At 54.1% G+C, this 12,938-nt stretch carries 9 protein-coding genes; 2 read left to right on the forward strand and 7 right to left on the reverse strand.

Going from position 1 to position 12,938, the window contains the following annotated elements:
• Nucleotides 1–124 precede the first annotated feature (124 nt).
• Nucleotides 125–1,609, reverse strand: coding sequence for an FGGY family carbohydrate kinase (locus tag JE47_RS0111060; protein WP_031459818.1), 1,485 nt, complete (start codon nt 1,607–1,609; stop codon nt 125–127).
• Nucleotides 1,610–2,070: 461 nt separating this feature from the next.
• On the opposite strand from JE47_RS0111060, the gene JE47_RS0111070 reads away from it, so the two are divergent.
• Both JE47_RS0111070 and JE47_RS0111075 read left to right on the forward strand, forming a co-directional pair.
• A complete protein-coding gene (locus tag JE47_RS0111070) occupies nt 2,071–2,865 on the forward strand; it encodes a DUF4058 family protein (protein ID WP_031459820.1) in 795 nt (264 codons plus the stop codon).
• Nucleotides 2,866–3,438: 573 nt separating this feature from the next.
• The gene (locus JE47_RS0111075) at nt 3,439–5,298 is read left to right on the forward strand and encodes a PD40 domain-containing protein (RefSeq protein WP_031459821.1); all 1,860 of its coding nucleotides are present in this window, start codon (nt 3,439–3,441) and stop codon (nt 5,296–5,298) included.
• Nucleotides 5,299–5,547: 249 nt separating this feature from the next.
• Here JE47_RS0111075 and JE47_RS0111080 read toward each other — a convergent pair whose 3' ends face one another.
• The 6 genes from JE47_RS0111080 to bchZ form a co-directional block, all read right to left on the reverse strand.
• Nucleotides 5,548–6,849, reverse strand: a complete 1,302-nt coding sequence (locus JE47_RS0111080; protein WP_031459822.1) for a hemolysin family protein — start codon at nt 6,847–6,849, stop codon at nt 5,548–5,550.
• A gap of 199 nt (nt 6,850–7,048) precedes the next feature.
• A complete protein-coding gene (tpiA, locus tag JE47_RS0111085) occupies nt 7,049–7,801 on the reverse strand; it encodes a triose-phosphate isomerase (RefSeq protein ID WP_031459823.1) in 753 nt (250 codons plus the stop codon).
• 12 nt (nt 7,802–7,813) lie between these two features.
• Nucleotides 7,814–8,485 carry a peptidase M50 gene (locus JE47_RS0111090; RefSeq protein WP_051871136.1) on the reverse strand — a complete coding sequence of 224 codons (672 nt, stop codon included), beginning with the start codon at nt 8,483–8,485 and terminating at the stop codon, nt 7,814–7,816.
• A gap of 283 nt (nt 8,486–8,768) precedes the next feature.
• Nucleotides 8,769–9,572, reverse strand: coding sequence for a hypothetical protein (locus tag JE47_RS0111095; RefSeq protein ID WP_031459825.1), 804 nt, complete (start codon nt 9,570–9,572; stop codon nt 8,769–8,771).
• A gap of 540 nt (nt 9,573–10,112) precedes the next feature.
• Nucleotides 10,113–10,895: a 5'/3'-nucleotidase SurE gene (gene surE, locus JE47_RS0111100; protein ID WP_031459826.1), complete on the reverse strand. Its 783-nt coding sequence runs from the start codon at nt 10,893–10,895 to the stop codon at nt 10,113–10,115.
• Nucleotides 10,896–11,402: 507 nt separating this feature from the next.
• Nucleotides 11,403–12,884 carry a chlorophyllide a reductase subunit Z gene (gene bchZ / locus JE47_RS0111105; RefSeq protein WP_031459827.1) on the reverse strand — a complete coding sequence of 494 codons (1,482 nt, stop codon included), beginning with the start codon at nt 12,882–12,884 and terminating at the stop codon, nt 11,403–11,405.
• Nucleotides 12,885–12,938: the final 54 nt, after the last annotated feature.

Consider the following 12,938-nt stretch of genomic DNA (forward strand, 5'->3'; position numbering starts at 1 on the left):
TTTGTAGACCAGAAACGAAAGCGATTGTTCTTCTATTATAGAGGTTGTTGTCGGCTTCAGCAACCACCAGACGGTGTAGAATTGATGTGCGATTGGACGTAGTTTTGGTTGCTGCAAGGTGTTGCTATCCTTTTGCCCATCCCTGAACGCGAGACAATGCCATGTGCCATCGTTCGTAAACGGCAGTCCGTTCTGCTAGCGACAGCCGTGGCACAAATCGCCGGGCACGTTCGTCGAGCAGGCTCGGTACGTTGTCAATCGACCAGACTTTGGCGCCGATGCCGGCCAGCAAGGCAATGCCACGGGCGGTCGTCTCGGTATCGCAGGCGCGGATCAGCGTAATCCCGCTCAGATCGGCCTGGATCTGACAGGCAAGGTCACTGGCTGCGATACCACCACCGACACGCAGTTCGGCGATCGTTATGCCGGTTTCGGCCTGTATTGTTGCCAGAATATCGACCAGTTGGAAGCCAATCGCTTCGTAGAAGGCACGGGCAATATGACCGACACCAACCCCGAGCGCCAGGCCAAAGATCGCCCCACGTGCACTCCGATCCTCACTTGGCACTCCCAGCCCATTCAGGGCCGGTACAAACACGACACCACCGCTATCGGTGACAGCAGCAGCGTAGCGGTCGAGATCGGTTGCACGCCGTACCAACCCAATTTCACGCAACCAGTTCGCTGCGGCGCCGGTGGTTGTCATGTCCGCTTCAAGCGCATAAGTGGCAACTCCATCGATCTCCCAGGCAAGGTATGTTTTACAGATACCCTGCGGCGGTGGTGAAGTACCAACAACAACATTGACAAACGATGCCGTTCCGTGCGTTGCTACCGCCTGTCCCAGTGTCCGACAATCATAGCCGAATAGCGCTGCCTGCTGATCGGTCATCATTGCCAGCACCGGTACTGTAGCACCATCAATCAGCAAGTCGCCAAAATGATGAATCGTTGGTCGGGCAACCGGCAATGCCGTGCGCGGTATATTCAGTGCTGTGATCCACTCATCCCACAAAGCCTTTCGTCGTGGATCGTACACCGTCATTGCCTGCAAGAGGGAATGATCAAGCGCGTGCTCAGCCGGTCGGCCAAGGGCCTGGATAATCCAGCCTGCTGCCAGCGACACCCGCAAAACACCACGTTCGGCTGCCCGGCGGAAGGCTGGATCGTGGCGCATACGCCAGGCCATGTGCATTGCACCGGCATACGCACCGGGGAATTGACCGAGACGCTCTCGTCGTTGGGATCCCAGTGGTGTATTATCCAGTTCGGCAACCAGAGGGGCGGTGCGTAAGTCTTGCCAGGTTATCGCATTGCCGATTGGTCGTCCGGTGACTGCGTGCCAGGCAAAGACAGTATCGCGCTGTGAGGTGATGCCACAGGCGAGGAGTTCATGACCTCGCACTCCGGCTCGGCTTAAGGCTTGCTGAATCGCCTCAGCAACACTGCGCGCAATCGCTGATGGCCGTTGTTCAACCCACCCCGGCTGTGGGCACACGCGCCCGACCGGTCGGTAGCCGTACCCACGCACTTGACCGTCGGGATCATAGATCACCGCTCGACTGCCACTGCCACCTTGATCGATAGCCAGAAGGTAACGCTTGATCACACGATATCCTCATTTTTTACGAACGCTGGCGTACATTATAGCAAGAAATACCCACAAGACGTTTTTCAGTAGTGGAGGCAACATGTTTAGTATCCGTGCTGCGAAGTGCGCCTCTCCCTCACCTGCCCACGGGACATTTCAACGTTTTCGCCTTACCCGGCAATGGGGCAAAGGTGAGAGAGATTGGGTTCCGGCACAATGCGGGCCAGAGGCCCGCGTACCCAGATTGTTCTGTTTGTGAACTGTTCGGTCATCAAATGCAACCCGAAACTGAGAACACTGATCTGCCATCCGATGGGTTCCGGCACAATGCGGGCCAGAGGCCCGCGTACCCAGATTGTTCTGTTTGTGAACTGTTCGGTCATCAAATGCAACCCGAAACTGAGAACACTGAAAAGCCCTGGCTCAGTGTGGTATCATTACTTTCAACGCCACCAGTAGCAGCGCAAGGAGAAGCCGGTATGCCTAGCCCTTTCCCTGGAATGGATCCGTATCTCGAGCAGCACTCCCTCTGGCCGGACGTGCACCAGAGCCTGATTACATACAGTAGAGATGCTCTGCAAGCACACCTGCGGCCACGCTATCACGCTCGGATTGGCGAGCGGCTATACGTCATTCCGCCACAACGTCCTATCTATCCTGATGTGACTGTTACCCGCCGACAGCCGGTTAGCACCCCACCCAAGACCAGCCACCGTTCAGTTCTGACTGCTGACCGGCCGGTCATGATCGTTGCGCCGGCAGACCCGGTGCGTGAGCCATTCATTGAAATTCTTGATCTTACCCAGGGTGGGCGAGTGGTGACGGTGATCGAAGTGCTTAGCCCGGCCAACAAAACGCCTGGTGACACGCACGATATCTATCGGCGAAAGCAAGAAGAAGTGCTTGCCAGCGACGTTCATTTGGTCGAGATCGATCTGTTGCGTCAGGGGGTGCATACGGTTGCCGTTCCAGCTCTCTATCTCACCCCGTACCAGCCCTGGCACTCCATCGTGTGTGTCAGTCGGGCTACCAATCGGGAACAGTTTGAAGTGTATATGTGCACCATGCGTCAACGGCTCCCACGGATTGCCATTCCGCTGCAAGCGCCCGATCCGGATGTGGTGTTAGACCTACAGGCGGTCTTTGAGCGCTGCTATGAGTATGGGGCGTATGACGATCTGATAGATTATCATGAACATCCTGAAATCAAGTTGTCGCCTGAAGATGCAGCTTGGGTGGATGAGCATCTCCGCCAGCAGGGTCTGCGTCCCTGAGCACGATCAGCGTTGATAGGTGCTCTGTCGATGCTGGAGCCCCCTCATCGTTCCCCCCTTCCCCCAGCATCTCTTCCTCATCCACACGGAGATCTCAGGGCAAGTTGGGAACCCATTGCTTCCAATGTGGTAACGGGTATGGGTTTTCGGGAAACTCCATCTATCGCCCCTGAGAAGGCTTCACTTATGAGTGAGAACGACAGAGTGGCGATGATTGCACAACATATTCATGCTCAATCTAAATATCTATAATTCACTAACCGCACGTAGTAACCTCGCGACATGATAGCGATATATTCTCCACGAAAATAAAATATTCTTTACACGTAACGGTTTACTATTTTTGTAGGGTGGTTTGGTTGGTTGCAAAATTTTTAACCGTTTTTAATAATTTTATATTTTTAAGGTTTGTATAAATTTTCACAAGATATTTCTACAAAGTGAAAGATTTATCTATTGCATATCACCTTGTTTTTATAAAATTTTAATGCTATTATCAGATGGATACAGGAACTTTGCCGATTATAATGTCGTCTACAGGGTATATAACAACACTAACACAAGGAGGCGTCTATGTACCGGCCAAGAGTGATTTGGAGTGTGATTGCCCTGATCGGAGCCTTGCTGTTCAGTGGTGTCACACCACTGGTTGCCGCTCCCTTCTCTGGTCGCACCAGTTTTGCCGATCCACGCTTTGCGACAGTCTGGAGCCGTACCGACAGTGAGGCTGTTCGCGGTGGACGCACCTGGTATTGGGGGCCAGGGCCGTGGTTTGACTACGGCGAATTTTACCGGGAAAGCCCTAACTCGATACGTACCGTTCAATATTTTGACAAGGCGCGGATGGAGATTAACAATCCAAGTGACGGTACCGTCACCAACGGTCTGCTGGTCAAGGAGTTGATCAGTGGTCGCATGCAGATTAGCGATTATCCCTTCGACGTTCTGAGTCGTGATGGTTCTGATGTTCCGGTGGCCGGTAATCCGCGGGTTGCCAATACCATCGCTCCCGGTTATCGTGACTTTGTCGGTATTGCGACCATCGATAACGGTTACCGTGATCCATCGCGCCTCAATCAGCGTGTCAATACCACAATTGCGCGGGGTGGGAATATGGGTATCCGCGACGATCTGGCGCGTCCTGAAACAACGATTGTGCAGTACAATAGCGTGACCGGTCACAACATTCCGCGAGTCTTCTGGGATTTTATGAATGCGCGTGGTCGGGTGGTCGAAAATGGGCGGGTGGTTACGGCGCCGATTGTGGATTGGCTGTTTGCGATGGGTTATCCAATCACCGATCCCTACTGGGTGCGGGCAGTTGTTGGCGACACTGAGCGCGATGTCCTGGTGCAACTCTTTGAGCGACGGGTGTTGACCTACACGCCGGATAATCCGCCCGGCTATCAGGTCGAGATGGGAAACGTTGGTCAACATTACTTCCAGTGGCGGTATCCCCATTTGGGTGCGCCGTGGGTTGCACCTGATCTGGCGACCCCATTGATCTATGCCTCGAATATCGATACCGGTAGTCATTGGGAACTATACCGGGCGACGTTTAACGGTGGTGGTCAACGTTTGACGTTCAACAACGGTGAAACTGTCGCTTTCTCGTGGCAGCGAAGCTGGGAACCGACGCAGCATTTTCTGGTCGTGGATTCACGACGGAATAGTCCGCAGTACCGCCAGATTTATCTGCTCAATAACGTGGCTGTTGATGCAGGCGAGAGGGCAAGTGGCGCTACTGTGATCCGTATCAGCTACAGCAATAACGATGGGGCCTTCCCACCACCAGAGAATGACTTCGCGACAACTCCGGGCAGCGAGTATAATGCGGTCGTCTCACCCGATGGCAACCTGATGGTGTTTGTCTCTGAGCGCCAGGGTATTCCGCAGCTCTATCTGCGCCGCCTGAATGTCCCGCTACGGGGCTACGCGAGTCCAATTACGAACTATGATCGACCATGCAATGTTGAAACCCCATCGTGGTCGGCAGATGGCCGGAACCTCTTCTGGGTCACCAACTGTACCGGTAACTTCCAGATTTATCGGGCTGACATACAGTTCTACCACATTGATGATCTTTTTGCCTACACTGAACTACGTAGCATTCGTAATCTGAGCAATAACACGGTCAACGACCGGTTTGCCCGCGTGTCACCCGATGGGAAGACGATTGCCTTTGCCAGTGATCGGGACGGGAATTGGGAGATTTACGTGATGAACGCCGATGGCAGCAATGTGCGTCGTCTGACCAATCATCCGGGGGTTGACGAGGCGCCAACCTGGTCGCCAGATGGTCGGCAACTCGCGTTTGCCAGTGACCGCGATGGTGACTTTGAGATATACATTCTCAATGTCAGCGATGGTGTGGTTGTCCAGCAAGTCACCCAAAACACGGCGCAGGATCGCTGGCCACTCTGGGCGCAATAGGGGTAGTACCTCATTCTTCAGATCGCCGTGAGTACGGGCGGCTCGTCCATCATCCCCCGATCCTCCTTGCAGGGGGATCGGGGGTGAAACTCATCGCTACAATGCGCTAACGGGTATCATCGGCGCCACAGGAGATTGGCGCAGCCAACCGTCGGAACGGGAAGTTACACGCATCCTTATGCGCGGCGGACATGTTGGCAACCCCCTATCTTCTGCTTGCACTTCTTCTCTCTGCGCTCGCCTCGCTCCTCACCCTGTTTCCGGCTCCCGTGAAATCAACACCTTGTCGACTCGTAAGCCATCCATATCGACCACCTCAAAGCGCCATCCGCCCCAATGAGTCACATCCCCCGCTTGCGGAATCTGGCCGATCAAACTGATCACCAGACCGGCCAATGTCTCGTAGCGGTAGGTCTCTTCGTCGGGCAATTCATCAACTTCGAGCAGGGTACGAACCTCATCTATCGGCAAGGAACCTTCGACCAGGTAAGAGCCATCTTCACGCCGTACAATCGGCGGAGGGGTTGCATCATCGTATTCATCATCAATTTCGCCAACAATTTCTTCCAAGACATCTTCTAATGTCACAATGCCTTCAATCCCCCCCAATTCACCCACGACGAGCGCCATGTGACGCCGACTGCGCCGAAAGGTGGTCAGCAATGCCGAGGCTCGACTATTTTCAGGAACGTATAGCGGAGGTGACACAGCTTCGCGCACCAGTGCGTGTTCACCTTTCTTCCGATAGAGCAGAAGTAAATCGCGCACGTGGAGAATGCCTACGATCTGATCGGGGGTCTCTTCGTACACCGGAAAGCGCGAGTAACCACTGGCGAGCAATTCATCGATGACCTCGCCGAGGGTACGGTTGGCGGCAACCATTTCCACTTCGTGGCGCGGTGTCATGATATGCCGCACTGCCCGATCACTGAAGCGAAAGACTCGCTCGATAAACTGCTGCTCTTGCAATTCAACTTCGCCCGTTTCCGTTCCTTCACGCACCAGTGCCCGAATATCCTCTTCAGTCACCCGGTCTTCAGCAACATTCGCCCGCCCTAACAGCATCAGCACCAAACGGGTTGAAGCGCTCAGTAATGCGATAACTGGCGTGCTGATATGGGCAAGCAACAACATAGGACGCGCCATCAACGTGGCAATCGCTTCTGCGCTTTGCAGTGCAATCCGTTTTGGAACCAATTCACCTAATACTAGCGACAGATAGGTTACCAGTAACACAACCAGAAGTTGGGCCAGTTGCACAGCATAAGGCGCCAGCCATTCATTACGCGCAATCCAGGGCGTAATCTGAATGGCAAGCGTTGCTCCGGCAAAGACACCATTAAGTGTTCCGATCAAAGTGATCCCGATCTGCACTGCCGCCAGAAAGCGATCAGGGTCTTCTTGCAGTTGCAGGGCAATTGCCGCTCCGCGATGACCTTCTTCAGCGCGTTGTTCGAGACGACCACGTCGTGCTGAAACCATTGCCAGCTCGGTAGCGGCAAACAGACCGTTAGCCAGAGCCAGCGCGATAATGATCAAGAGTTCTTGCATAGGTTTTCTCAGGCGTGCCACCAGCCGCAGGCATTGCCCATTGTATGTTGGCATGATCGGTGGGCAATGTGATGTATGGATACCTTGAGTTGTGTAGAAGAGAGGGTAGATGAGGAGTGGCAAGGCGCAAACACAAATGACGACGGTTACGGTACCGTCGCCTGCTTACCTGTTGTGTACGACTACGTTCAGATTCCATCTATCGATAGTGAATAATACGGAGAAAACTGGCTGCCTGCAATGAAGCGCCACCAACGAGCGCGCCATCAATGTCGGGCTGTGCCATCAATTCATCGATATTATCCGGTTTGACACTGCCACCATATTGAATACGTACTGCCGACGCAATTGCTGCCCCGTATAAGTCGTGCAATGTCGCTCGAATCGCGGCATGCATCGCCTGAGCATCGGCAGGAGTAGCGGTATCGCCGGTGCCAATGGCCCAGATCGGCTCATAGGCAATCACCACGTTAAGCATTTGCTCTGGCGTCACATCAACCAGTGCTGCCCGAACCTGTGCGGTCACAATTGGCTCTGCCTGACCGGCATCACGCTGCGGCTTGCTCTCACCCACACATACGATTGGTTGCAGCCCATGAGCGAGGGCAGCGCGCAGTTTACGGTTTACGAATGCGTCACTCTCGCCGAAGTACTGGCGACGTTCGCTGTGACCAACAATGACGTAGCGACAACCAATATCAACCAGCATCGGCGGCGAGATTTCGCCGGTAAAAGCGCCCTGGGTTTCAGGGTAGAGATTCTGCGCCCCTAATCCCAGCGGGGTGTCGGCTAATAGCGGTGCTACGGCGGCCAGAGCAGTAAATGGTGGACAAACAATTGCCTCGCGATCAGTTAGCTCACCAAGGCCAGCCAGTAATTCACGAACGAGGAGGGTTGCTTCACCAACCGTTTTGTACATCTTCCAATTTCCGGCAATCAGCGGAGTACGCATTGTATCCTCTTCTTAAAATACCCGCAGAATCGTCCGTAAAACGTCGAACAGCACCCTATCACTGATCAAAAAGGTCAGCCCTACCCCAACGGCCACAGTAACGGCAAATATCCGCCAATCCCAAGCCAGCACCTTTGCGCCATCAAATGGGCCGGCAGGTATCATATTGAACAGGCCAATCCAGGCGTTGAAGCGGAACCCGACATAACAAATGGTGATGAGAAGATCGGTGAATGGTGGACGTAACAAAAAGATAGGGATGAACAGCAAGAGAAACACTATTGCTAGCACCAAATTGGTTACCGGTCCGGCCAGAGCAATGAGACCACTCTGGCGCACTGTTAACAGGCCGCGATGCCAGACTGCACCTGGTGCAGCGATGAAGATACCGAGGAAGCTGATCAAGATCGAGAGGATGAGCCAGCGATCATTGGCAATAAAATGGGCCTGAGCACCATAACCACGGGCCACGATCCGATGGGCCAGCTCGTGGAGAACGAAACCGATCCCGGCAACCACTGCTGCAATGACCAGGTTAATCACAAACTGGCTACTAAGCAGATTCGCCGCGCCGGTCTGCATAATAGCGAAGGCAAGTGTTGTACCTGCCCATGCCTTCAACAGTTCGACATTGTCGTTACGAGGACGGCTGAAAATGTCATCAAACGCAGTAAAGTCGCGCACGGAGTTTCCTAATATCGATGTATTGAACACCTCTCGATATATTATAGCATACCGTTGTTGGTTGCTATGATTCATAGTTGAATGTTGACCCCCTCATCTGCCCCTAGCCCTTTCTTTTCCCAGCAAGAGAGGAAGGGGAGTATCCCTCACCCTCCCTCAACCTCCTTTACTCCTACCAAGGGAGGTTGAGGGGAAGGATAGAGATGACGTGGGGAATGCACTTCGCTCGTGGAGAGATGAGCATCATATTTTGGTGAGTTGAAATGTTCTCCCGCTAGCTTGCTCAACGACGGCGAATAATCTCAACCAACTCCTCGAGCGAAAGTCGCGACGCATGACGCGGCGGCGATTTTGGTGTGCCGCACAGCAGCAGGCGATGGCTGGGGTGCAGGTACCAGTCGGCCTGACTATCGCACTGGCGAAGGGTTTCATACACTGGCGCCAGATCGACGTTCGAGCGACGCTGGGCAGTGACTCCCATATAGCCGCGACGATCACGGTAGGCGAAGAGCACGGCCCCATAATTGAATGCGAGTCGCGAAGAGCCACCATCGGTAGTGTGTACCGCGATCCCCAATCCCCACGGCGTTTCAAACTCAAGCCGGTTCTGGAACGCTTGCTCAAAGCGTAATTGCCGAACTTCGTGTTCATACCAGGCATCGAGATTCGCCAGCATCGCCTGGGCAACGTGATGGGGCCGATTGGGATAGAGAGCATTGTACCCGGCAATAAGGTCAGTAATATTAAAGAAGACGTGCCCCGGTCGGTACTCAGCGTGGTCGATCCGTGTGACCTGATCGACCAGACGCCGAAGCGCTTCATCGTCGGGGGCAACAACCCGTCGCACCAGCTCGGCAGCGCTGAGCGTTGGATCAGGCGTATGGTGGTGATCGAAACGACCACCACCCGTATCAACATGAATCACCCGCGGATCGGAATCTACCGGCTGATCCTGCCAGGTACGCCCGGCAGGCACGAATTGTAAATCAGCATCTTTGGCTGGGCCAAACCGCATTAATATCCAGATGGCGGTCAGGCAGTCGAGGTCAGGCGATAGATGACCTACAATCGTTAGCGGTGTTTTCACGTTGCAAGCATTTCTAGAGCGTTGCTCACATCTACTTGACGATAATGCAGGTGATGATTTTGCTGTGATACTCGTTGCTTGTTCAAATACCTTCACCCTTAACCCGATGGAGCAACACTACTATTTCTCTAAATGTCAAATCTTGTGCACAATATAGCACGATCAGCGAAGCCGCTCAAGTGGTTTACGGCTTATTATCGCCCCTATCATACACTATTTGTTGCTTTCTTGAATTGTGATGAGAAGTACAGATTAGCGGAGAGGAACACTTCAGAGTGCAGGTTCCTAACCCACCCCTATCAATGTGGCGTCAGGGATTAAGTCCCTATTCGAAATATCCTGTCGCAGAAGAAGATTGGTCGGGGCGCGGCGCCGCTGCATCCGTCCATCGGGATGGATCAGTTGCATCGTGAGATGATTATTCGGATAGGCACTAAGACACTGTCTTGTTCCGACTGATGGGCGAGGGTATTGCCCGGTTGGAGCGAGGCGCTACCTTGCTCCAACCTGTCGTTGTGTCGCAGTGGTCAACAAACCTTATCAGTGCAGCTCGGGCAAATTGAGTGTGATTGGGCTATGATCGATGAATGGTCGTAATGGAGTAACCGAGACATAACCGGCCCGCACGGCGCCGTCGTCGGTATCGATGGCGAAGTCGGGGATGCGTTCACGGACAAACCGAAATGTGATTTGTGCCCGTTCAGCAGGACCGGTGGGGTTGAGTTCAAGATCAAGATAGTGACCGAAGAAAAACTCCGAGAGTCGGGTTTGGCGAAATCCGCGCAACTCGGTTGGGGAAGCGACATGGGGAACATTGACGTTAAGAACCAGTGGCCCCTGCCCGCGAATCTGTTCGAGCAACGGAAAGAGCCGTTCCGCTGCATAAGCTGCGGTTGCCCACGGCATTGGCGCCGGCCCCAGGTATTGTAAAGAGACAGCCATTGCCGGTAAACCCCATAAGGCGCCAATCATCGCTGCCCCGACGGTACCGCTTAGCATCACGTTACTGCCCCCGTTCAGTCCTCGATTGATACCGGAAACCACCGCATCAATTGGCGGTAATAGACCGCTCAACATTGCAATCGTCACGCACCCGACCGGTGATCCGTTATGGGCAAAGGCTAGAATGCCTTCTAGTTCGGCAGGTGGGATGATAGCCCGCAATTCACGGTTGATCTGTGGTGGGAGTGCCATACTCATTGCGCTCTGTTCTTCCGCCGGAGCAACAACGCTGACGTGTGCTCCGGCAGCACGCATGGCTTTCGCGAGCGTCCATAGTCCCGGACTATCAATCCCATCATCGTTGGTAACTAACACGTGCATAACGTTTGACTCCAATAAATAATTGTGTTTTTCTAGCTTGCTGTACGCACTGTGTTGCGCAGAGCGGTTTATAGCTGCACGGCCAACTGCCAGTGTAGGTGGAAACTTGTCCCTGCCTGACGTACAGAGGTAGCGCGGGCAGGGCGGGCCGTGCTCCGCCGTTTCTACAGTTCAGCATATCATGCTGCGCTATGCTGAGCAATTGCTACTATGACCACGTTCCTGGCTGATTTCAGTATCTTGAGGGATTTTCAGCGGTGTTCGTGTCATCGATGCGGATGCTGGCGGCACTACATAAAGGGGTAAGGCGCCGCCTTACCCCTACGACTTACGATTGCTGAATGACCTGGATGATACGCATTGTTGCCCAAACACGATCTCGCACGAGGGGAACCGTCTCATTCGTAAATTTTGTCGGGGAGGCAGAACGCTTGATCGTTGCCTCCCCCTCCCCTTGCCGAATTTTTTCAGACACGTCTCTGCTACCCACCCCGACAATGCAGTATCTCAGGTTGCGCTATGCTGAGCAATCGCGGCTTCGACAATTTCGCGGGTAACTTCGTTGAGGCCACGGGCCTTTGCGACCTGCTCGGCTGCTGCACGCAGAGTACGGCTGGCGCTGATACGGGCAAGGTAAGGTACCGCATCTAGGGCTGCGTTTAAGCGGTCGGTTGCTTCTTTCGTCCAGGGCATCGTCTCGGCAGTGGTTGGTTTTGGCGGGGTACCGCCTCCGGCGTTAACCGGCTCCACCGGCAGAAAGTTAATGACCGTCTCGTAAAAGCGATTTACCAGCTCTTGCATAATGTTAGCGGCACCGGCATAACCCATAAATGGCGTACCGGTTGTGCGTCGTACAACCGGTCCAGGGAAGGTTGCCGGAATGAAGTGTGTTCCGCGCGCATTTGCCTCTGCCAGATAAATCTTCTCGTTGATACTGCCGAACACGAAGGCCGGTGCTCTGGCGTGCAGGCGTTTTCGGATCTCGATATTATCCGGTTCATCTTCGAGTCGTGGTCGACCTGATACCCAGGCAATCTTCATGCCCAGTTCATCGCCGAGAAAGCTACGCAAACCGTCGGCATAACTGCGGGCTGCGACAATGGCACAGTCAACCGTTGCGAACCAGTCGCTCTGTGGGCCGCGCCACAGATCCCAGACTGGCTGTAGGGTAGTGCGCTTCTCGCGTTCGATAAAAGACTCAACCTGATTCGGGTCGATGGCAAGGAGTTGGCCCAATTCACGCAAGAAAGCAGTTGTGCCAAACACACCGAACGGCGCGAAGAGGTATGGACGGCCCAGGTCTTCGGCCAGACCACGACCAAATTCGCGATACATCACGACATTGACGGCTGCTTCCGCCAGTTTGGGCGTCGTCGCGATGCTGGCTTCGTAGGGATAAACGAGATTAATCTCGGCGCCAATGCCGGTTATCAACCGTTTAAGTTCGTAGAGATCACTGGGAGCATTGAAGCAGCCAAGCGTCGGCCCGATAATGTTCACGGTGCGCGGTCGTGGTTGAGTGTGCGGATCGACATGGGGCTTGCCGTATTGTTCCCAGGCAAAGCGTAATGCTCGCTCACGACCGATCCATTCATCCTGTTCGAGCGATTGGCTCCAGAAAAAGCGGGCATTGGGGTCGATCTGAGCAACGAGTTGGGCGTGATCGGCGCTAATCATCTCGCTTTCGGCGGTCGAGATGACCAGTAAATGTTTGCCTTCTAACATGCCCATCGTGCGCAAATCGTCGATAGTACGGATCAGGGCCTTTGCCGTGCCGTTGATCACATCCTCTTCACGGATGGAGGTCGGCGTCAGGTTGGCCATGTGCGGTAGCGCATCGGTGTAATCGGTCACCGCCATTCCCAGCAGATTGTAGCAGCCGATTGGAGCATCACAAACGATATGGACATCGGGGAAGCAGCCAAAGACCCATGAAGCACCCCAATAGCTGCTGGTGTCAGAAATATCACGGATCAGCGTAATGCTCATTGAAGGCCCTCCTGACGATTCTCACCTTCAAAGAACGCCAGCATACGGTCGTAG

The sequence above is a fragment of the Chloroflexus sp. MS-G genome (assembly GCF_000735195.1).
Lineage (GTDB): Bacteria > Chloroflexota > Chloroflexia > Chloroflexales > Chloroflexaceae > Chloroflexus.

What these genes read in the sequence shown, in the direction of transcription:
- JE47_RS0111070 (WP_031459820.1), top strand. Translation starts at nt 2,071, where the DNA reads ATGCCTAGCCCTTTCCCTGGAATGGATCCGTATCTCGAGCAGCACTCC.
- JE47_RS0111075 (WP_031459821.1), top strand. Translation starts at nt 3,439, where the DNA reads ATGTACCGGCCAAGAGTGATTTGGAGTGTGATTGCCCTGATCGGAGCC.
- JE47_RS0111080 (WP_031459822.1), bottom strand. Translation starts at nt 6,849, where the DNA reads ATGCAAGAACTCTTGATCATTATCGCGCTGGCTCTGGCTAACGGTCTG.
- tpiA (WP_031459823.1), bottom strand. Translation starts at nt 7,801, where the DNA reads ATGCGTACTCCGCTGATTGCCGGAAATTGGAAGATGTACAAAACGGTT.
- surE (WP_031459826.1), bottom strand. Translation starts at nt 10,895, where the DNA reads ATGCACGTGTTAGTTACCAACGATGATGGGATTGATAGTCCGGGACTA.
- bchZ (WP_031459827.1), bottom strand. Translation starts at nt 12,884, where the DNA reads ATGAGCATTACGCTGATCCGTGATATTTCTGACACCAGCAGCTATTGG.